General features: G+C 44.5%; 17 protein-coding genes. 8 read left to right on the top strand and 9 right to left on the bottom strand.

Annotation, left to right across the window (positions count from 1 at the left end):
* The first annotated feature begins 81 nt into the window (after positions 1–81).
* From ettA to BCU75_RS02890, 3 genes are all read left to right on the top strand, one after another.
* The gene (gene ettA, locus BCU75_RS02900; RefSeq protein WP_102472875.1) at positions 82–1,749 is read left to right on the top strand and encodes an energy-dependent translational throttle protein EttA; all 1,668 of its coding nucleotides are present in this window, start codon (positions 82–84) and stop codon (positions 1,747–1,749) included.
* A gap of 90 nt (positions 1,750–1,839) precedes the next feature.
* Positions 1,840–2,208: a PilZ domain-containing protein gene (locus tag BCU75_RS02895; protein WP_102472874.1), complete on the top strand. Its 369-nt coding sequence runs from the start codon at positions 1,840–1,842 to the stop codon at positions 2,206–2,208.
* Positions 2,209–2,258: 50 nt separating this feature from the next.
* Positions 2,259–3,269, top strand: a complete 1,011-nt coding sequence (locus tag BCU75_RS02890) for a M23 family metallopeptidase (RefSeq protein ID WP_102472873.1) — start codon at positions 2,259–2,261, stop codon at positions 3,267–3,269.
* A 163-nt stretch (positions 3,270–3,432) separates the two neighbouring features.
* Here the strand turns inward: BCU75_RS02890 and tyrA are convergent, their stop codons facing one another.
* From tyrA to nagZ, 3 genes are all read right to left on the bottom strand, one after another.
* Positions 3,433–4,560, bottom strand: coding sequence for a bifunctional chorismate mutase/prephenate dehydrogenase (tyrA, locus tag BCU75_RS02885; RefSeq protein WP_102472872.1), 1,128 nt, complete (start codon positions 4,558–4,560; stop codon positions 3,433–3,435).
* A 117-nt stretch (positions 4,561–4,677) separates the two neighbouring features.
* The gene (locus BCU75_RS02880) at positions 4,678–5,751 is read right to left on the bottom strand and encodes a 3-deoxy-7-phosphoheptulonate synthase (protein WP_102472871.1); all 1,074 of its coding nucleotides are present in this window, start codon (positions 5,749–5,751) and stop codon (positions 4,678–4,680) included.
* Positions 5,752–5,997: 246 nt separating this feature from the next.
* On the bottom strand, positions 5,998–6,987 hold the full coding sequence (gene nagZ, locus BCU75_RS02875) for a beta-N-acetylhexosaminidase (protein ID WP_004735045.1): 990 nt from the start codon (positions 6,985–6,987) through the stop codon (positions 5,998–6,000).
* Positions 6,988–7,108: 121 nt separating this feature from the next.
* Here nagZ and BCU75_RS02870 point away from each other — a divergent pair, with 121 nt between their 5' ends.
* Positions 7,109–8,224 (top strand): anhydro-N-acetylmuramic acid kinase, encoded by a 1,116-nt coding sequence (locus tag BCU75_RS02870; protein ID WP_102472870.1) that lies wholly within the window; start codon positions 7,109–7,111, stop codon positions 8,222–8,224.
* Between the two features lie 97 nt (positions 8,225–8,321).
* Complete coding sequence (gene murQ / locus BCU75_RS02865) at positions 8,322–9,242, top strand: N-acetylmuramic acid 6-phosphate etherase (protein ID WP_102472869.1); 921 nt, start codon at positions 8,322–8,324, stop codon at positions 9,240–9,242.
* A gap of 116 nt (positions 9,243–9,358) precedes the next feature.
* Here murQ and BCU75_RS02860 read toward each other — a convergent pair whose 3' ends face one another.
* On the bottom strand, positions 9,359–9,709 hold the full coding sequence (locus BCU75_RS02860) for a DUF2799 domain-containing protein (protein ID WP_102472868.1): 351 nt from the start codon (positions 9,707–9,709) through the stop codon (positions 9,359–9,361).
* Positions 9,710–9,959: 250 nt separating this feature from the next.
* Between BCU75_RS02860 and BCU75_RS02855 the strand changes: the two genes are divergently transcribed.
* From BCU75_RS02855 to btsR, 3 genes are all read left to right on the top strand, one after another.
* Complete coding sequence (locus BCU75_RS02855; protein WP_102472867.1) at positions 9,960–11,450, top strand: carbon starvation CstA family protein; 1,491 nt, start codon at positions 9,960–9,962, stop codon at positions 11,448–11,450.
* A gap of 256 nt (positions 11,451–11,706) precedes the next feature.
* A complete protein-coding gene (locus BCU75_RS02850) occupies positions 11,707–13,377 on the top strand; it encodes a sensor histidine kinase (RefSeq protein WP_102472866.1) in 1,671 nt (556 codons plus the stop codon).
* A gap of 105 nt (positions 13,378–13,482) precedes the next feature.
* On the top strand, positions 13,483–14,214 hold the full coding sequence (gene btsR, locus BCU75_RS02845) for a two-component system response regulator BtsR (RefSeq protein ID WP_102464586.1): 732 nt from the start codon (positions 13,483–13,485) through the stop codon (positions 14,212–14,214).
* A 140-nt stretch (positions 14,215–14,354) separates the two neighbouring features.
* Here the strand turns inward: btsR and ispH are convergent, their stop codons facing one another.
* The 5 genes from ispH to ribF all read right to left on the bottom strand — a co-directional run bounded on the left by ispH (position 14,355) and on the right by ribF (position 20,671).
* A complete protein-coding gene (gene ispH, locus BCU75_RS02840) occupies positions 14,355–15,311 on the bottom strand; it encodes a 4-hydroxy-3-methylbut-2-enyl diphosphate reductase (RefSeq protein WP_076673986.1) in 957 nt (318 codons plus the stop codon).
* A gap of 215 nt (positions 15,312–15,526) precedes the next feature.
* Complete coding sequence (gene fkpB / locus BCU75_RS02835) at positions 15,527–15,958, bottom strand: FKBP-type peptidyl-prolyl cis-trans isomerase (RefSeq protein WP_012603277.1); 432 nt, start codon at positions 15,956–15,958, stop codon at positions 15,527–15,529.
* A gap of 194 nt (positions 15,959–16,152) precedes the next feature.
* Complete coding sequence (lspA, locus tag BCU75_RS02830; RefSeq protein ID WP_004739521.1) at positions 16,153–16,653, bottom strand: signal peptidase II; 501 nt, start codon at positions 16,651–16,653, stop codon at positions 16,153–16,155.
* A 160-nt stretch (positions 16,654–16,813) separates the two neighbouring features.
* On the bottom strand, positions 16,814–19,672 hold the full coding sequence (gene ileS / locus BCU75_RS02825) for an isoleucine--tRNA ligase (protein ID WP_102472865.1): 2,859 nt from the start codon (positions 19,670–19,672) through the stop codon (positions 16,814–16,816).
* A gap of 63 nt (positions 19,673–19,735) precedes the next feature.
* Complete coding sequence (ribF, locus tag BCU75_RS02820; protein ID WP_017077722.1) at positions 19,736–20,671, bottom strand: bifunctional riboflavin kinase/FAD synthetase; 936 nt, start codon at positions 20,669–20,671, stop codon at positions 19,736–19,738.
* Positions 20,672–20,727: the final 56 nt, after the last annotated feature.

The following is a 20,727-nucleotide window of genomic DNA, read 5'->3' as shown; positions in this document are numbered from 1 at the left end:
TCTGTCCTAGGAGTAACATCTTTGGGGATATTGGTATAAAATAGCTGACAATTTTGAATAATAAATTAGGATCGATCGGCAATGGCTGAATACGTATATACCATGTCTCGGGTGAGCAAAACTGTTCCACCTAAGCGTCAAATTCTTAAAGACATTTCTCTTAGCTTTTTTCCTGGCGCTAAAATCGGTGTTTTGGGTCTAAATGGTTCAGGTAAATCTACCCTACTACGTATCATGGCTGGTATTGATACTGATATTGATGGTGAAGCTCGTGCACAACAAGGCCTTAAAGTCGGTTACCTACCGCAAGAGCCAGTACTAGACGAATCAAAAACAGTGCGTGAAATCGTAGAAGAAGCGGTTTCTGATGTTGCAGACGCACTTAAGCGTATCGACGCAGTTTATGCAGCTTATGCAGAACCAGATGCTGATTTCGATGCTCTTGCTAAAGAGCAAGGCGAGCTTGAAGCACTTATCCAAGCAAAAGACGGTCACAATCTAGAAACAGCTCTAGAGCGCGCTGCTGACGCACTTCGTCTTCCTGAGTGGGATGCGAAAATCGAATTCCTATCAGGTGGTGAGCGTCGTCGTGTTGCGATATGTCGTCTACTTCTTGAGAAGCCTGACATGCTGCTTCTTGATGAACCAACCAACCACTTGGATGCAGAATCAGTCGCTTGGCTTGAGCACTTCCTTGTTGATTACAGCGGTACTGTTGTGGCAATTACCCACGACCGTTACTTCTTAGATAACGCTGCAGGCTGGATTCTTGAGCTTGACCGTGGTGAAGGTATCCCATGGGAAGGTAACTACACATCTTGGCTAGAGCAAAAAGATGAGCGTCTGAAGCAAGAGAAATCAGGTGAAAGCGCACGTCAAAAGACGATCGAGAAAGAACTTGAGTGGGTTCGTCAAAACCCTAAAGGTCGTCAAGCTAAATCTAAAGCTCGTATGGCTCGTTTCGAAGAACTAACGACTGGCCAATACCAGAAGCGTAACGAAACCAACGAACTGTTCATCCCGCCAGGTGAGCGTTTAGGTGACAAGGTACTTGAAGTTAAGAACCTAACGAAGTCATTTGGTGATCGCGTTCTTATCGACGACCTATCATTCAGCATGCCTAAAGGCGCTATCGTTGGTATCGTTGGTGCCAACGGTGCAGGTAAATCAACACTGTTTAAGATGCTAAGTGGTGCTGAACAGCCAGATTCAGGTACAGTTGAACTTGGCGAAACGGTTAAGCTTGCTTCTGTTGATCAGTTCCGTGACAGCATGGACGACACTAAAACAGTATTCCAAGAGATCTCTGAAGGCGCTGATATCATTAAGATCAACAACTTCGAAATCCCTGCTCGTGCATACTGCTCTCGTTTCAACTTCAAAGGCAACGACCAACAGAAAATCATCGGTCAGCTTTCTGGTGGTGAACGTAACCGTGTTCACCTTGCTAAACTGCTGAAAGCGGGCGGCAACGTACTGCTACTCGATGAACCAACCAATGACCTTGATGTCGAAACTCTACGTGCACTTGAAGAAGCGCTGCTTGAGTTCCCTGGCTGTGCAATGGTTATCTCGCATGACCGTTGGTTCCTTGACCGTATTACGACCCATATCTTAGACTACCGTGATGAAGGTCAAGTTAACTTCTACGAAGGTAACTATACTGAATACACAGAGTGGCTGAAAAAGACTCTGGGCGCACAAGCGGCTGAACCGCACCGTATCAAGTACAAGCGTATTGCTAAGTAAATTAGCTTGTATTTTGAACAAAGGCCGCGATAATAGCGGCCTTTGATATATCTGGCTTACTATTTACCTATTGATATAGAGAAATTACCTATGCTTGAAAGACGTCAATTTTCACGAGTTATTTATCAAGTCCCGACTGAGATCTCACAAGGACAAGTAAATGTATCAGGCTCGGTGCAAGACTTATCTCTTCATGGTTTACTCATTCAGTGTGATAAATGGCAGCAACTCAGCCATGATATTCCTGTTCAAGTCAGCTTTAAGCTCACCAACAGTGATATCAATATTCAGTTAGAAGCAACGATAGTCTCTACCATCAATACCTCAATGCGTTTACGCATAGAGCATTTAGATATTGATAGTATTAGCCACCTTAAGCGCCTTGTTGAGCTTAATGTCGGCGATGATGAACTGCTTTATAGAGAGATTGAACACCTTACCGATTTGGGTCAGGAATAATATCTCCATTACCCTTTTTTCTATTAGAAGCATTTAGTTAATACAGAACCATGTCTAAAAAAATTTCCATTACTATTCCCTCTAACAATGGGGAACAGACGTTTTACTTCGGCCGAAAAGCCGTGCTCATGTGCACCACTGCCATTTTTTCAGTACCGCTGTTAATTGGCGGAGCTGCATACATGCACGTCGAAGGTAAACAAGAACTCGCGATGCAAGCGGGCGATGCACAACAATTGATTGAAACGCTGATTGTTGAAAAAGAGCAAACCGAGTTTCTTTACGCTGAACAGGTAGAAACCAATCACTCGTTATCGCAAACACTCACCGAGAAAGAAGGCACTATTCAACTGCTTGGTAAACGTGTATTTGATGTGGAATCCGTGCTTGGCCTTGCCGATGAAGAGCTGCTTACCGATGACGTCTCTTTAGAAGATCGCATTGATGCGGCTGCGGTAGATTCAGCAGTAAGAGCCACGATGTTTCGCTTGATTCCAAACGACAGTCCGATGGCTTATCAACGTATCTCTTCTTCTTATGGTAGCCGCACTAACCCTATTTCAGGTAAACGCCATGTACATACTGGCATCGACCTTACGTGTAAACGTGGTGAAGATATTGTAGCGCCCGCCGATGGAGTCATTGAAACGGTACGCCCAAGTAAAAAAGGCTTCGGTAACTTTATTACTATGCGTCACTCGTTTGGTTTCATGAGTTCTTACGCACACCTACAAAAATTCAAAGTACGCAGCGGTCAGTTTGTGAGTAAAGGTGATGTGATTGCTAGCTGTGGCAACTCAGGTAACTCAACCGGGCCACATTTGCATTACGAAGTACGCTTCCTTGGTCGTTCACTAAACCCTCAATACTTGATGGATTGGACACCAGAGAACTTCAACTACGTGTTCGAGAAAGAGAAAAAGGTTAAATGGGGCCCACTGGTTCAACTGATTGATAATGTGGTTCGCTTGCAGATCAACCTGACTAACGTGCCTTACATCAGTTCAACCATCGACACGGTATCGAGTGAAGAGAGCAAAAAACCTATCACGACTAACTAGTTGTTAATGAATAACTATTTGTTAATGGCTAAGATCTGTTGGTTTGGCCTATGATGATCTAATTGCTTTTAGACTACTGCAGGCCAAATGCTTTCATAGCGTTCAGCACAAACAAAAAGAGCGACCATCAGGTCGCTCTTTTTTTTATGATTTCAAATAGTGATTAGCCACGATGAATCGAGTCATGTGCTTGCTTTAAAAGATTTTGACTCTCTTGCAAGAACTGCTGCGAGTAGTCGCCAAACCAATCACTGACTTGATTAAAGCTATCAACGAACTTGGCTTTATCTTTCCCATCCAAGATTTCTAATGCTTCACCGAAACGACTATGGAAACGTCGAATCATCTCAATATTCTCATCTGAAGAAAGAATGATATCACCGTACAAGTTCGGGTCTTGAGCAAACAGACGACCCACCATCGCAATCTCAAGACGGTAGATTGGTGAGCTTAACTTCAAAAGCTGGTCGATGTTCGGGTTCTCTTTACTCAGGTGTAAGCCGTAAGCAAAAGAGGTGAAGTGGCGAAGTGCTTGAATCAAAGTCATACCATGGTCGTGTTCAGCAGCATCCATTTGGCACAGGCTAGCGCCCCAGATACCAAATTGATTCAGCAACCATTGGTAGCTTTCAGAACCACGTCCATCACTGTAAACAATCACTTGTTTCGCAAGGCTTGGAACATCAGGACCAAACATTGGGTGTAATCCAACTACAGGGCCTTGGTGCATGTTCATCATGGCTTGTAGAGGCTTTGATTTAATCGACGTCAAATCACAAAGAATACAATCGCTTGCTAGGTTACCTAGCTTCGCAATCACACCTTCCGTTAGGTGAATTGGAACCGTAACAACCACAAGACCGGCATTATCTAAGATCTCATCGGCTCTATCCCAATCTTGGCTGCCAAGAATTTTTACTTCGTAACCAGAAAGCTTGAACATACGGCCAAACAGGCCGCCAAGTTGACCATTACCACCAACGATAACCACTGAACGCAACTCTGGGTTAAGACACTTAAAACCAGAATCTTTTTCACTGGCATAAGACTCACGCATCGTACGACGCAAAATATCTTCGATTAACTGTGGCGGAACCCCTATTCTCTCGGCTTCTTGACGACGAGATGCCAACATCGCGGCTTCACGTTCCGGTACATAAATAGGTAAACCATGTTCACTTTTCACTTCGCCGACTTTCTCTACTAGAGCCAGTCGTTGAGCCAGTAAATCCAACATTTGTTTATCGACAGCATCGATTTGGTCGCGTAATTCGTTCAGTTCAACGGCCATTTTATTCCTTACTAATCTATAAGCCCGTACTAATCTAAAAGCCCGCATTGACGCAGGTTCGTTAGCGACAGATCTTAAAATGCCCCATTAGATGAGGCACTTAAATTTAAACTCTGACTAACCTTTCAAGCGGTTCTCTAAGAACGGGACTAATTCCGTATGTGCATGCTTCAATAGTGCCTCAGTTGAATCCCAATTGATACATGCGTCGGTAATAGATACACCGTATTTCATCTCATCGAGAGGTATATCTGAAGATTGGTTTCCTTCGTTAATATGGCTCTCAATCATTAAGCCAATAATAGAATTGTTACCTTCACGAATCTGGTGAATGACATCTTCAGCTACTAACGTCTGACGTCGGAAATCTTTGCGAGAGTTTGCGTGGCTACAGTCGACCATTAACGCAGCCTCTAAGTTAGATTTACCCAGCTCTTGCTCACATTCATGTACTGATACTGAATCGTAGTTAGTCTGCTTACCGCCACGTAAAATCACATGGCCATTTGGGTTACCCTGAGTCGTGAGTAGTGCAACTTGTCCTTCACGGCTGATACCCATGAAACGGTGGCTAGAAGAAGCCGCCTGCATTGCATTGATTGCAGTACCCAAGTTGCCGTCTGTACCGTTTTTAAAACCGATTGGCATTGAAAGACCACTCGCCATTTCGCGGTGAGTTTGTGATTCAGTCGTACGAGCGCCGATTGCTGCCCAGCTGAATGTATCTGCTAAGTATTGCGGGCTGATTGGATCTAGTGCTTCTGTCGCTAGTGGAATTTCCATCTCAGCGAGTTCAACAAGTAGCTCACGACCAACATGCAAACCATGCTCAATATCGAAAGTGCCATCTAGGTGAGGGTCATTGATCAAGCCTTTCCAACCAACAGTGGTACGAGGCTTCTCAAAGTAGACACGCATTACAATATACAGTTGGTCGCTAAGCTGCTCTGATAAAGCTTTTAAGCGTTTCGCGTATTCTTTCGCAGCTTCAATATCATGGATAGAACATGGGCCACATACTACAAGCATGCGATGATCTTTCTTATGAATGATATTCGCAATCGTTTCACGAGATTCTTGAATGAAACGACGAGCATTATCACTCAAAGGTAATTTCGCTTTTAACTCCTCTGGAGTAATCAGTACCTGTTCGTCGATGATATTGACATTGCTTAATTCACTTTTTTGCATAACTCAACCTGTATATATATTTTTACACCCAATATTTCCATTTGGGCTAACAATCTTTAAAAACACAATAACAGCTACAAAAACGATTGCAAGTGTAAACAATAAAAAACATTTACTGTAAATTTAAATTTACACACCCTCTTTAATTCACTCTGATACACAAACCAGTTTAAATCTCGCCCCACGCATACAAAAAAGGCGATATTTCTCATATCGCCTTCTTCAAACTTATAGAGTGTTTATTTATCACCCAGCGTTTAACATTCGCTTAATTTGCTCTGAGGCCTTTTTCCATCGACTATCCGAGTGAAGCGTCGATAAATCAAAGCTGTGCTTTTTAAGCAATGAATTGGCTAAAGGCACCTCTTGAATCGCTAAATGATCAAGAGCCTCAATTTGTGCATCTCGCTTATTACACATCAGCACCATGTCACACCCCGCATTTAGAGCAGCCTTCGCTCTATCAGCTGGCCCACCCATAATGGCAGCGCCTTCCATAGTTAGGTCATCAGAGAACACCAAGCCTTTGAATCCAAGCTGCTGCTTCAATACTTTCTGTAACCAATACTCAGAGCCACTCGCTGGTTGATCATCATAGTGAGAGAAAACCACGTGTGCTGGCATCATGGCATCTAATATTCCAGCTTCAATTTGAGCCTTGAAGATGGCCATGTCGGTTTCAAATATATCGTCTCTAGGATCGTAAGGCGTTTCTAAGTGAGAGTCAGCAATCACACCGCCGTGTCCTGGGAAGTGCTTCCCTGTTGTCGCCATTCCAACCGATTTCATGCCCTTAATAAAAGCACTACTGTGGCGAACGATAGTATCAATATCTTCACCAAACGCTCGGCTACCAATCGCTTTACAGTCGTGACCTTTATCTAATACGGGCGCAAAGCTCAGATCGATATCATGGGCAATCAATTCTGCCGCCATCAGCCAACCGGCTTGTTCTGCTAACTGCTCACCATTATTCTTAGTCGCGAATTCTTGAGCGGCAGGGATAATTGAAAAGCCATCACGGAAGCGCTGAACTCGGCCACCTTCTTGGTCAACACCAATCAAAATAGGACGTTTCGCTACCTTGCGGATCTCTTTGTTTAACGCCGAAAGCTGTTTGCTATCGTGGTAGTTTCGAGCAAATAAGATGAGACCACCAACGGTTGGATGCTCTAAAATTTCTCTGTCTTCAGCTGTCAGCTCATAGCCCGCAACATCTACCCACAACGGTCCCATATTTATCCCTTATTAAACCTAATTTCATAAACTTCCCGAGATTATTCTCTTTAAATTTGCTTTACAATGTTTTTAAACCAATCTGTGGAAGACTTTAAGAATGCAGGGCAAGAGCTTAGGAATGGATCATAAAGAACTGTATATCGGTGTGATGTCGGGAACGAGTATGGACGGTGTTGATACAGCGTTAGTCTCGATTGAAGACGATAGCATCACACTGCTTGCTCATGATGAGTTCCCGATGCCTGATGAGCTCAAAGCGCGTCTGCTTGAAGTTTGTATTGGTCAGAAAACGGATTTGATTGCTATTGGCGAATTAGACCACCAGCTTGGTCACCTATTTGCTGATGCGGTTCTGCAGCTGCTCAAAAAGTCAGATACTCTAACATCAGCTGTGACAGCCATTGGTAATCATGGCCAAACGGTATTCCATCAGCCAACGGGTGATTCACCATTCACCATACAGCTAGGCGATGCCAATATCATTGCCGCTAAAACGCAGATTCAAACAGTCGCTGATTTCCGACGTAAAGACATGGCGCTTGGCGGACAAGGGGCGCCATTAGTACCAGCGTTTCACCATACGATTTTTCACCCGCAAGACAGCTCGGTTGTGGTCTTGAATATTGGTGGTATCTCGAACATTTCAGTACTGCGCCCTAATCATCCTACGCTTGGCTATGATACTGGCCCGGGCAATATGTTGATGGACGCTTGGGTAGATAAACACACGGGTGAGAAGTTTGACCGTGATGCGCAGTTCGCACTAAAAGGCCAACTGAATCAAGCCTTGCTCGAACAGCTTCTAAGTGAATCTTATCTATCTCAAATGCCACCGAAAAGTACTGGTAGAGAACTGTTCAACCTACCTTGGCTAGAGCAACAATTAACAAAATTTAAAGACCTTGCAGCAGAAGATGTTCAGCGCACACTTTGTGAATACACCGCATTGACGATAGCCAATGAAGTGGAGACTTATCGCTTGGGTGACCAACCTGCGCTGTATGTGTGTGGCGGCGGTACAAGAAATCCATTGTTGATGAAGAGACTGTCTGAACTGCTTCCTAGTTGGGAAGTTGAGTCGACGACCAGTAAAGGCGTTGATGCCGATTATATGGAAGCCATAGCCTTTGCATGGCTTGCTCAACGTCATGTTCACCAACTTCCAAGCAATTTACCAGAAGTGACTGGCGCAAGCAGAGCGGCCTCTCTAGGCGTTCTCTATCGTGCAAATTAATTTGATAGCGCAGCTAACTTAGTCACAAGACTGACTTCGCGGTGCTGTCTAAACAAGTTTAGAACCATCATTTTAGAATCACCATTTAAGGATCATTATGAGTAACGACGCTCTCATATCAGCGCTCTCGCACCTCGTTTCGGAGGGGAGAAACCCTGACACTATGGATATTGATCTACTCACCTCTCTCGAAGTGGTCGAAAAGATTAATCAACAAGACAAGCAAGTTCCATTGGCGATCGAAGTAGAGCTGCCACAGATCGCTCTAGCCGTTGATAAAATCGCTCACGCTTTTCAAAACGGTGGCCGACTGATTTATATGGGTGCGGGCACAAGTGGTCGATTGGGCGTATTAGATGCCTCAGAATGTCCTCCAACTTTTGGGGTTTCTGACAAAATGGTGATCGGGCTAATTGCAGGCGGACCAGAAGCAATTTTGAAAGCCAAGGAGGGAGCGGAAGACTCGTTGACTCTTGGTATTGAAGATCTAAAAGCGATTCAGTTTTCAGAAAATGATGTCGTGGTAGGCATAGCTGCCAGTGGCCGCACACCTTACGTAATTGGTGCACTCAACTATGCGAATCAGGTTGGTGCAGTCACAGTTGCGCTGTCTTGTAACCCTGGCTCTCCAATTGCTGAGATTGCTCAAATCGCGATAAGCCCAGTGGTTGGCCCAGAAGCATTGACCGGTTCCACACGATTAAAATCAGGTACCGCGCAAAAATTGGTTCTCAACATGCTAACGACTGCGAGCATGATTCGCATTGGCAAGAGCTACCAGAATCTGATGGTCGATGTAAAAGCGACTAATGAAAAGTTGGTTGCTCGTGCTGCTCGTATCGTAATCCAAGCTACTGAGTGTGACAAAGCCCGTGCTGTTTCAACACTTAAAACGACCGATTATGATGTGAAGCTGTCTATTTTGATGATTCTGACAGGGCTGGATTTAGAATCAGCCAAGGCTCAGCTTGATCAACAAAATGGTTTCTTGAGAAAAGCAGTCGAGAATAATCAGTAATCTCAATTTGATTTGTAGCTTCTCATCTAGACAGCGACTTTAACGACAGACAAAAAGACCAGTACACATACGGCACTGGTCTTTTTAGTTTTTAATTTTTAATCGCTAACTTGAGCTTAGTAGTCGTTTGAGAACTCATCCCAGCCACGCTGCCATTCCATGCGAAAACGTTGAGCATCTTCCGTACCAGAACACACGCCTTCATACACCTGACCAGATAAGCCGATCTGATAAGCATGATTAGGATTACAATATTCAGTCACGCCTAGGTGATAACCTTCTGTGTAACTGGCTTGATCAACAGCACCAAGCTCAGTCATATCTGAATACGAACGCTGAGTGTGCCCTTTAATACCGTCACGGTAGCCGATCTCTTGCCAATTACCTTCAGCCGCTAAGTCTTGAACATTGGCGCTGCATCCTGCAAGGCTAAATGCTACAGCGAATAGTGCGATTATTTTTTTCATTTCAATCCTTTATTTTTACTGAACCACTTCCTGACGAAGCATTGCTTTGTTTGTGATTCTCCGCTGAACACCAACCGATGTCCACTCATTGTCTAATCTTCGCCGCTTTCGGCCGGTAACAAACCACTCAATCAGTTATAGCACCACTAAATTGACTATTCGACCACTCACTCTCGTAGCGGAAGTTTCTTCTCATCGACTCCTTTAATATACACCCTGACTTAATTAATACATTCAGGGATAACAAATTATGATGTGGTTTCTTACCTGTGTTGCAGCACTCATTGGTGGCTACTTTATTTACGGTGCCTTTATCGAGAAAATTTTCGGTATCAATGAAAAGCGTCAAACACCAGCTCATACTAAGCAAGATGGCGTGGACTACGTTCCAATGTCGACTCCAAAGGTTTACCTAGTTCAACTGCTTAACATTGCAGGTGTAGGTCCAATCTTCGGCCCAATCATGGGTGCCCTTTACGGCCCAGCAGCAATGCTTTGGATCGTGCTAGGTTGTATCTTCGCAGGTGCAGTACACGACTACTTCTCAGGTATGTTATCTATCCGTAATGGTGGTGCTTCGGTTCCAACCATCACTGGACGTTACCTAGGCAATGGCGCAAAACACTTTATGAACATCTTTGCCATTGTTCTACTACTTCTGGTTGGTGTTGTATTCGTTTCTGCTCCAGCAGGCATGATCACTACCTTAGTGAACGACCAAACTGATTTCGCAATGTCTACAACGACTATGGTTGTTATCATTTTTGCCTACTACATCGTCGCAACGATTGTCCCTGTCGATAAAATCATTGGTCGCTTCTACCCACTATTCGGTGCGTTGCTTATCTTTATGTCTGTTGGTCTAATCACTGCGATTGGTTTATCTGACGAGCACCAAATCATGGGTGGCTTTGAGATGAAAGACATGTTCACCAACATGAACCCTAACGATCTACCGCTTTGGCCTGCTCTATTTATCACCATCGCTTGTGGTGCTATCTCTGGCTTCCATGCAACTCAGTCACCACTGATGGCTCGTTGTATGGAAAACGAAAAGAACGGTCGCTTCGTATTCTACGGTGCAATGATTGGTGAAGGCATCATCGCCCTAATTTGGTGTGCACTTGCTCTGTCATTCTTCGGTTCAGTTGAGTCTCTATCTGACGCGATTGCAAACGGTGGCCCTGGTAACGTAGTTTACAGCGCTTCATTTGGCCTACTGGGTGTATTTGGCGGTATCCTTGCTTTCCTTGGCGTGGTTATCTTACCTATCACTTCTGGCGACACTGCATTCCGTTCAAGCCGTCTTATCCTTGCTGAATACTTCAACATGGAACAGAAAACACTGCGTAACCGCCTACTGATGGCTCTCCCATTGTTCGTTCTTGGTGGCATCCTGACTCAAGTTGATTTCGGTATCATCTGGCGTTACTTCGGTTTTGCTAACCAATCAACAGCAGTAATGATGCTATGGACAGCTTCGGCTTACCTACTTCGTCACAATAAATTGCACTGGGTAACCACGGTTCCAGCTATCTTCATGACATCTGTGTGTATCACATTCATCCTGAACAATAGCCAACTGGGCTTCGGTCTGCCAATGCAACTTTCAACCATCATCGGTGTGGTGAGTGCATTCGGTGTTGCGGCTTACGTTATCAAAATTTCAAAAGGCAAAGGCGATATCGACCTTGCTGATGAAGACGAAAAAGAAGCAAAAGGTGTCACCAAAACCGCCTAGTTCTTTCAGACTCTTGATAACAAGAGACACGTCTTCATAGAGAGACTAAAGAACAAGCCAAACACACTTCGCTTGCTCCCGTAATCACTCAGTGATTCGTGGAAACTAAGATTAAAGCCCATCCACCGTGATGGGCTTTACTGTATCTCAGCTTGAGAAGTAATAACCATTCGATATAACCAATGAAAACACAAGCAAAGCTACCGTTATCACACAATGAGCTTTACACTTAACCAGCGTCTCAATAGGTGAAAATATGGAACTCATTCTCTCTCTGCTGCAACAAACCTGTGTCTACTTAGTGATTGCTTACATGCTAAGTAAAACCCCGCTGATTCTCCCTTTGTTGAGCATCTCTTCGCGCTTAAGTCATAAAGTCAGCTGCTATGTTCTATTTTCCCTGTTCTGTATTATGGGCACCTATTTTGGGCTGCAGATTAATGACGCGATAGCCAACACTCGTGCGATGGGTGCGGTAATGGGTGGTCTGTTTGGTGGCCCTGTAGTCGGCTTTGCAGTTGGTTTTACAGGCGGTATCCATCGTTACTCTTTGGGTGGTTTTACTGACTTAGCTTGTGCTATTTCAACCACAGCAGAAGGCTTAATTGGCGGCCTATTGCACGTTTACTTAGTCAGAAAGAACAAAGCCAGTCAGCTGTTTAATCCGTTGGTTGTGTTTTCGGTGACCCTTTTTGCAGAAATCATTCAAATGCTGATTCTGCTAGCGGTCGCAAAACCATTTGAACAGTCCTATGCTCTGGTTTCTGATATTGCCGCGCCAATGATCATTGCTAACTCTGTGGGTGCCGCATTGTTCATGAGTATCATCCAAGACCGGAAAACCATCTTCGAGAAGTATTCGGCAACTTTCTCACGCCGCGCATTAACCATCGCCGAGCGATCAGTGGGTATTTTACATGGCGGATTCAATTCGGATAACGCGCAAAAAATCGTACGTATCGTTTATGAGGAGACCAATGTTGGGGCAGTAGCAATTACCGACCGAGAAAAAATCCTCGCGTTCATCGGTATTGGCGATGAACACCACATTCCAAACACCCCTATTTCATCGAAAAGCACGCTGACTTCGATGGAACAGAACGACATCATCTACCTTGATGGCAAAGAGAACCCATATCAATGTTCCCTGTCGAAAGAGTGTAAGTTAGGTTCTGCGCTCATTATCCCATTAAGAGCAGGAAACGAAGTCATCGGAACCATCAAACTGTATGAGCCAAAGCTGAAACTATTCTCGACCATCAATATGTCGATGGGTGAAGGTATAGCTCAACTGTTATCGAGTCAGATCCTGTTTAGTAATTATCAACAACAGCAAACGCTGCTCACCCAAGCCGAGATCAAACTGCTGCACGCTCAAGTGAACCCTCACTTCTTATTCAATGCGCTTAATACCATCAGTGCAGTAACGCGCCGCGACCCAGATAAAGCACGAGAGCTGATTCAACATTTGTCTCACTTCTTTAGAAGTAACTTGAAGCAGAACATCAACACCGTAAAGCTCAAAGACGAACTAGCGCACGTCAATGCTTACCTGACCATTGAAAAGGCGCGTTTTACCGATCGATTAGAAGTGGAATGGGATATCGACCCACAACTGTATGAGTCGCAACTGCCAAGCTTTACCCTACAACCACTAGTAGAAAATGCCATCAAGCATGGGATTTCTAACATGCTGGAAGGCGGTAAGGTGAAGATCTATAGCGAACCTTTCGAGTACGGGTTCAAGTTAATCGTTGAAGACAACGCAGGCAATTATCAGGAACCATCTCAAGATCATATTGGATTAGGCATGGAAATTGTTGATAAACGACTCACTAATTTCTTTGGACAAGACTCTGCACTAAAAATAGAATCTCAACCACAGCAATTTACTCGAATGAGCTTTATCATACCTATAATGAAATAAGAGCATTTTCGGAGACGAATTGCTCCGAGTAGAAACATTTGGAAGCAAGCAGTTAAAAGAAAAACGTGAATCAAGCAGGGATAGGACCAAGATGAAGATTGTAGGATGTTAAAGGCATTAGTTGTCGATGATGAGCTTTTTGCTCGCGAAGAACTGATTGAGCTACTAACCGAAACCGGAGAAGTGGAAATCATTGGCCAAGCGAGTAACGCGATCGAAGGACTGAAACAAATCAACCTGCTCAAGCCTGATGTCGTATATTTAGATATCCAAATGCCTCAGGTTACAGGGATTGAACTGTTAAGCATGCTTGATCCTGACACCATGCCTTACGTGGTATTCGTCACTGCCTACGACCAATATGCAATTCAAGCATTTGAAGATAATGCTTTTGACTACCTACTCAAGCCGGTTGAACCTTGTCGATTAAATAAGAGTGTTTGTCGTCTAAATAAAGTCATCAAACAAAACCAAAAAGTGCCAGAACAAGATATATCTGCGATCGCTCCCTGCCACTTAGAACAGATACCATGTATCGGCCACAACCGCATTGTGATCATGGCTAGCCAAACGGTCGAGTGCGCTTATTCAGATATCAGTGGTGTGCATGTTCGTAGCTCATCACAAACTGCGACCTCACAGTTAACTCTGAAGATCCTAGAAGAAAAGACCGATTTGATCCGCTGTCATCGCCAATATTTGATCAACATTAAATCGATCCAAGAGATCAAATTATTAGAAAATGGATTAGCAGAGATCATCACACTGACTGGCTTTGAAGTACCTGTCAGCCGTCGTTACCTCAAGACACTGAAAGAGCTGCTCGGTCTCCAGTAACCCGTTCGAAACTCGACAACCTGATCCAAAGCACGATCAAAAAAGCCAACGCATCAACGTTGGCTTTCTACTGTTTGCAAATCGATAGTATTTACGAATCGATAGTGTTACGAATCGATCTTGTCACCAATCAATAGCGATTAGTCGACTTGCTTAATCTGCAACTCTTTCGGCACTTCGAAGAACATGTTCTCTTCACGACCTTGAATCTCTTCAACCTCGGTAGCACCTAGCTCACGAATACGATCTAAGATTTGGTTTACCAACTCTTCAGGAGCAGAAGCACCGGCTGTCACACCAATTTTCTTTTTACCTTCAACCCATTCTGTCTGGATGTCTTCAGGGCAATCGGTTAAGTAACCTGGCGTGCCTAGCTTCTCAGCCAACTCTTTCAAACGTGTTGAGTTAGATGAGTTCTTAGAACCAACAACAATCACGACATCAACATCACCGGCCATCTCACGAATTGCGTCCTGACGGTTTTGAGTCGCGTAGCAGATGTCGTCTTTACGTGGGCCTTGAATCTCAGGGAACACGCGGCGCAGCTCTTCAATAACATCCGCCGTTTCATCCACTGACAACGTGGTTTGGCTAACATAATGTAAGTTACTAGGGTCGTTCACTACTAGGGTCTGTACGTCCTCTGGTTTCTCAACCAAGTACATACCACCAGTTTGGCTAGCGTACTGACCCATAGTGCCTTCCACTTCAGGGTGACCCGCGTGACCAATCAGCACCACTTCCATATGTTTGCGGCTCGCACGAGCAACTTCCATATGGACTTTAGTTACCAAAGGACACGTTGCATCAAATACCGTGAGTTCGCGCTCTTTCGCTTCTTTACGAACGGCTTGAGAAACACCGTGAGCAGAAAAGATCACGATGTTATCGTCTGGCACTTCACTTAACTCTTCGACAAAAATAGCACCACGTTGCTTTAGCCCTTCAACAACAAAGCGGTTGTGTACCACTTCATGACGAACATAGATCGGTGGCTGATACATTTCCAGTGCGCGTTCTACGATACTGATCGCACGATCGACACCGGCACAAAAGCCACGAGGGTTAGCTAACATTATTTTCATTTCATTGCTCATCATTTACCGCGGTACTAAGGTTGTTTCTATAGAGTTCGCTGTTAGCGAGGCTCGCATTCTACAGTGAAGCGTCTAGACAGTGAAGCTCTGGGTTACATCACAGGTGTAAGGCGGTGCTATTCTATCGTTGAGATAGCTATTTTACCGTTAAGATAGCAACTCCATCGCTAAGATAGTTCGTCCACCGTTGAAATAGCTACTCCACCGCAAAGAAGTTAATCCACAGCTAAGATGTTGACGTCAAACGTAACGTCTTGGCCCGCTAATGGATGATTAAAATCAACCGTCACTGAATCACCCGCGATCTCAGTAATAATACCAGGGATTTCCATACCATCAGGACCAGAGAAAGCCATAATAGTGCCAACTTCGACTTCAGAATCACCAACAAATTTAGCACGATCCATATGATGAATATGATCTGGATTTGGCATACCAAACGCGTCTTGCGCCTTCAATTCGATAGACTTTTCAGTCCCCGTTTCAAGACCAATCAGGCACTGTTCAAAGTTCTCACTTAGGCTGCCATCACCCATGACAAACTTCGCAGGCTTACCCATATTTTCGGTGCTATCGGCAACTGAACCATCCTTCATTTTAATCGTAAAATGTAGAGTTACTGCTGAATCATTTTTAATTGCTGCCACGTTACTTTCCTTAGATTTCTTTATTATTTGAGGGCGAATTCTGCTTTGCTCCCTTATTAAGTGCAGCATAAAAAAAAGCGCCGTCGGAATCAACCGACAGCGCTTAGGGCTATTCTATTCTGTGAGTCATAGACTGACTTTAGGGCAATCTATTTCAAAGCGATTTGCTTAATACTCATTAATGCTTGAGTAACCTATTTGCTTTCGTCTTTCTTGCGGAAGCCATCTAAGATGATCATCGCAGCACCGATACAGATCCCCATATCCGCTAAGTTAAACGCAGGCCAATGATAAGTGCCCCAGTAGAAGTCTAAGTAATCGACAACAAAGCCATGTACGACTCGATCAAATACGTTACCAACCGCGCCACCAATGATGATTGCGTAAGCTATATTGTTCCACTTTTCTGTCGCCGGTAGTTTGCTCATCCAGTATGTCAGCATACCCGTTACCGCAAATGCGATACCCGTAAACAACCAACGCTGCCAGCCGCTCTGATCGCTCAGAAAGCTAAATGCCGCACCATAGTTATGAACATACAAAAAGTTAAAGAATGGTAACACCTCAATACGGTTTGCCCAGCCATAACCCATATTGTCCATGACGAATAATTTGATGCCAATATCTGCCAAGAAGACCAACAGAGCCAGCCATAACCAACGCACACCAGATTGTTTTAACGAAACTTCACTCATTTCTATTCCTAGTATTTACGAAGCCAGCACCCATTTAATCGTCCCGTTTAAGGGATGATGAGCACGCAACTCGGTTAAACACATTTCCTATAATTAAAAATAACCCCAGTTGATACTGGGGCTATGATTTTTACAAAAAGTTCAGTCTTTCTCTGAGTCGTTATGCGTATTTACGCACTTCGCCTTCACCGTCGATGTTCGACACACAACGACCACAAATTTTCTCGTGACCTTTAATTGTGCCTACATCTGGAGTGTGGTGCCAGCAACGGTCACACTTCTCAGCTTCAGTTGCTGCAACTTCAACGTATAGACCTGCAACGTCTGTCGCTTGAGCTGCATCAGACTTATCGCTAAGTGGCTTAACAACAGCAGCAGAAGTAATAAGTACGAAACGTAGCTCATCTTCTAGCTTGTTGATTTTAGCAGCCAGTGCGTCGTCAGCGTATAGAGTCACTTCAGCCTGCAGAGCACCACCGATTGTTTTCTCTTTACGAGCATCTTCAAGAAGCTTGTTCACTGCGCCACGAACAGACTGGATTTCAGTCCAGAATTCGTTGCTTAGCTCTTCGTCGTCAGCAAGACCAAATAGGCCTTCGAACCACTCGCCTGTGAATACAAACGTGTCGCGTTCGCCAGGCATCTCGTTCCAGATTTCATCTGCAGTGAACGACATGATAGGCGCCATCCAACGAACTAGAGCTTCTACGATGTAGTAAAGCGCCGTTTGACAGCTACGTTGAGCATGACTGCCCTGTTTCGCTGTGTACTGACGGTCTTTAATTACGTCTAGGTAGAAAGAACCCATTTCGATAGAACAGAACTGCATTAGACGTTGAGTCACACCGTGAGTGTTGTACTCACCGTATGCTTTAATGATCTCTTCTTGTGCAGCTTGAGCACGACCAACAGCCCAGCGATCAAGTGCTACCATTTCTTCAGCAGGCACTAGGTCAGTTTCAGGGTTGAAACCGTTCAAGTTCGCTAGGAAGAAACGAGCCGTGTTACGAATACGACGGTAAGCATCAGCAGAACGCTTAAGAATCTCGTCAGAAACCGCAACTTCGTTAGTGTAATCCGTAGAAGCAACCCATAGACGTAGAATATCTGCGCCTAGCTTGTTGGTTACATCTTTAGGAGCAACCACGTTACCGATAGATTTAGACATCTTACGGCCGTTACCATCAACCACGAAACCGTGCGTTAGCACTTGCTTGTATGGTGCTTCATCTTTCATCGCGATAGATGAAATCAAAGATGACTGGAACCAGCCACGATGTTGGTCAGAACCTTCAAGGTACAGATCAGCACTGTGCGTTCTTTCTTCATTCGGGAAGTTGTACTCTTCACGAGAATCCACAACAGAGAAGTGCGTTACACCTGAGTCGAACCATACGTCTAACGTATCAAGTACTTTCTCGTACTTGTCAGCGTCTTCAGCACCCATAAGTTCAGCAGCATCTACATCCCACCAAGCTTGAATGCCTTTTTCTTCCACAAGCTTCGCTACTTTTTCAATAAGAGCTGGGCTATCTGGATGAAGTTCTGATGTTTCTTTATGAACGAACAGAGCAATTGGCACACCCCAAGTACGTTGACGAGAGATACACCACTCAGGGCGACCTTCGATCATACCTTCGATACGGCTTTGACCCCATTCTGGCATCCATTCAACACTCTTCGTTGACTCAAGTGCTTTTGCACGTAGGCCAGCTTGATCCATAGAGATGAACCATTGTGGTGTTGCACGGAAGATGATTGGAGTTTTGTGTCTCCAACAATGTGGGTAGCTGTGCTCGTAAGCGTGGTGATGCAGTAGTGCACCTTTCTCTTTTAGAACTTCTAAAACAGAATCGTTCGCTTTGAATACATGCTGACCAGCAAATAGCTCAGTATCTGGCAGGTAAACGCCGTTAGAGCCTACTGGGTTAGCGATTTCTAGGTCGTACTTCTTACCAACCACGAAATCCTCTTGACCGTGACCAGGCGCAGTGTGAACCACACCAGTACCTGAATCCGTTGTAACGTGGTCGCCAAGAACAGCAGGAACTGTAAAGTCGTAGAACGGATGGTTGAACTGAGAAAGCTCAAGCTCAGCACCAGTAGCAAAACCAAGGTTATGGAAGTGCTCGATACCTGCACGATCCATTACGTCTTTTGCTAGTTCAGAAGCAACAACGATACGTTGAACTGGCTGTTCGCCATTCGCTTCAACTTGGATAAGTACGTATTCAAGATCATCACGTAGACATACTGCGCGGTTTGCTGGCAGAGTCCACGGTGTTGTCGTCCAGATAACGATAGAGATTTCGCCCTGACCCGCGTGACCTTCCGCTAGAGTAAATTTCTCTAGTAGAGCCGCTTCGTCAGCTGCTGTAAATTTCACATCGATAGATGGAGATACTTTATCTTTATATTCAACTTCAGCTTCAGCCAAAGCAGAACCACAGTCAGTACACCAGTGAACTGGTTTGAAACCTTTAAGAAGGTGACCTTTATCTGCGATTTTGCCTAAAGAACGAATGATGTTCGCTTCAGTGCCGAAATCCATAGTGCGGTAAGGTTTATCCCACTCGCCCATGATACCAAGACGTTTGAAGCTCTCTTTCTGACCTTCAACTTGGCCCGCAGCATACTTACGACACTCTTCGCGGAATTCAGCAGCTGAAATCTTCTGACCAGGCTTACCTTTCTTCTTCTCAACCATTAACTCGATTGGAAGACCGTGACAGTCCCAACCTGGGATGTACGGTGCATCAAAACCAGAAAGGGTCTTAGATTTGATAATAATGTCTTTAAGAATCTTATTCAGCGCGTGGCCAATGTGAATGTCGCCGTTCGCGTATGGAGGGCCGTCATGCAGCACGAAAGATTTTTTACCTTTCTTTGCCTTACGGATTTCGCCGTAAAGATCTTCTTTGTACCAACGCTTCAGCATTTCTGGTTCACGATTTGCCAGATTGCCGCGCATTGGGAACCCTGTTTCTGGTAAGTTCAGGGTATCTTTATAATCACTCATCGATTCTTAATTCCGTTATATTGGGCGAAGTTAGACATTATGTTAATCGGTGGAATCATCCGACTAATTCTTTAGCTGAAGCAGCCACACCCTTGCGGCTTCAGCATCCAATTCTATTTGATTCTTTAGTGCGTCGAACGATTCAAATTTTATCTCGTCGCGCAGTTTGTGCAAAAGTCGTACTTCTAACTGTTTACCATATAAATTGGCTTTAAAGTCAAAAAAGTGCACTTCTAATTGCTGCCTTACACCATTAACCGTTGGTCGTTGTCCAATATTAGCAACGCCACCGACAGGAACACCGTCGATATCCAATGCTTCAACAACATACACTCCTGATACAGGAGAAACACAACGCTTTAATGGAATGTTAGCGGTAGGGAAACCGATAGTTCTCCCTAGTTTTCGACCATGGGACACACGACCACTAATACTGTAGTCACGCCCTAACATGGTAGCACTTGCAGCCAAATCATCGACCGCTAGTGCATTCCGTATCTCAGTGCTGCTTACTCGTAATTGATTTAAGCAATAGCTTTGGGTGCTGACCACCTCAAAACCATATTTTTCGCCCGCTTCTTTAAGCATCGCGAAATTACCTGTTCGACCTTTGCCAAAGCAAAAATCGTCACCAACCACCAAGAATTTCACACCAAGCTTATCTACCAAAAGATCCTTAATGAATGCTTCTGCGGATAAGCTTGCAAAATACTGATTGAAATTCACACACAACAACCGACTGATATCTAGCTTACTCAGTTGCACATATTTATCTCGTAAGCGAGTTAAACGTGCTGGCGCTTTACCTCGGGCAAACAGCTCCATAGGCTGTGGTTCAAACGTCATGACAACAGAAGGGAGCCCTAATGCTGCAGCTTGTTTAGAAACCTGACTCAGAACCTCTTGATGTCCTAAATGAACACCATCGAAGTTACCTATGGTTAATACACAGCCATGATGCTGCGCTTTAATATTGTGTATACCTCGGATCAGTTCCATTATGATCAGCTAAAACCTGTTATTTGCATCATTTATTGTGTGAAACCGACGGATTA

Origin of the sequence: Vibrio splendidus (assembly GCF_002873455.1) — a bacterium.
GTDB classification, from domain to species: Bacteria; Pseudomonadota; Gammaproteobacteria; order Enterobacterales; family Vibrionaceae; genus Vibrio; species Vibrio splendidus_J.
The sequence above is the reverse complement of the archived record's forward strand: the minus strand, read 5'-3'. Positions and strand labels throughout refer to the sequence as shown.

Coding starts and splice junctions, on each gene's coding strand:
- murQ (WP_102472869.1), top strand. CDS start 8,322: ATGAGTAACGACGCTCTCATATCAGCGCTCTCGCACCTCGTTTCGGAG.
- BCU75_RS02895 (WP_102472874.1), top strand. CDS start 1,840: ATGCTTGAAAGACGTCAATTTTCACGAGTTATTTATCAAGTCCCGACT.
- ettA (WP_102472875.1), top strand. CDS start 82: ATGGCTGAATACGTATATACCATGTCTCGGGTGAGCAAAACTGTTCCA.
- lspA (WP_004739521.1), bottom strand. CDS start 16,653: ATGAGTGAAGTTTCGTTAAAACAATCTGGTGTGCGTTGGTTATGGCTG.
- BCU75_RS02890 (WP_102472873.1), top strand. CDS start 2,259: ATGTCTAAAAAAATTTCCATTACTATTCCCTCTAACAATGGGGAACAG.
- BCU75_RS02880 (WP_102472871.1), bottom strand. CDS start 5,751: ATGCAAAAAAGTGAATTAAGCAATGTCAATATCATCGACGAACAGGTA.
- BCU75_RS02850 (WP_102472866.1), top strand. CDS start 11,707: ATGGAACTCATTCTCTCTCTGCTGCAACAAACCTGTGTCTACTTAGTG.
- btsR (WP_102464586.1), top strand. CDS start 13,483: ATGTTAAAGGCATTAGTTGTCGATGATGAGCTTTTTGCTCGCGAAGAA.
- BCU75_RS02870 (WP_102472870.1), top strand. CDS start 7,109: ATGGATCATAAAGAACTGTATATCGGTGTGATGTCGGGAACGAGTATG.
- BCU75_RS02855 (WP_102472867.1), top strand. CDS start 9,960: ATGATGTGGTTTCTTACCTGTGTTGCAGCACTCATTGGTGGCTACTTT.
- ribF (WP_017077722.1), bottom strand. CDS start 20,671: ATGGAACTGATCCGAGGTATACACAATATTAAAGCGCAGCATCATGGC.
- nagZ (WP_004735045.1), bottom strand. CDS start 6,987: ATGGGACCGTTGTGGGTAGATGTTGCGGGCTATGAGCTGACAGCTGAA.
- ileS (WP_102472865.1), bottom strand. CDS start 19,672: ATGAGTGATTATAAAGATACCCTGAACTTACCAGAAACAGGGTTCCCA.
- ispH (WP_076673986.1), bottom strand. CDS start 15,311: ATGAGCAATGAAATGAAAATAATGTTAGCTAACCCTCGTGGCTTTTGT.
- BCU75_RS02860 (WP_102472868.1), bottom strand. CDS start 9,709: ATGAAAAAAATAATCGCACTATTCGCTGTAGCATTTAGCCTTGCAGGA.
- tyrA (WP_102472872.1), bottom strand. CDS start 4,560: ATGGCCGTTGAACTGAACGAATTACGCGACCAAATCGATGCTGTCGAT.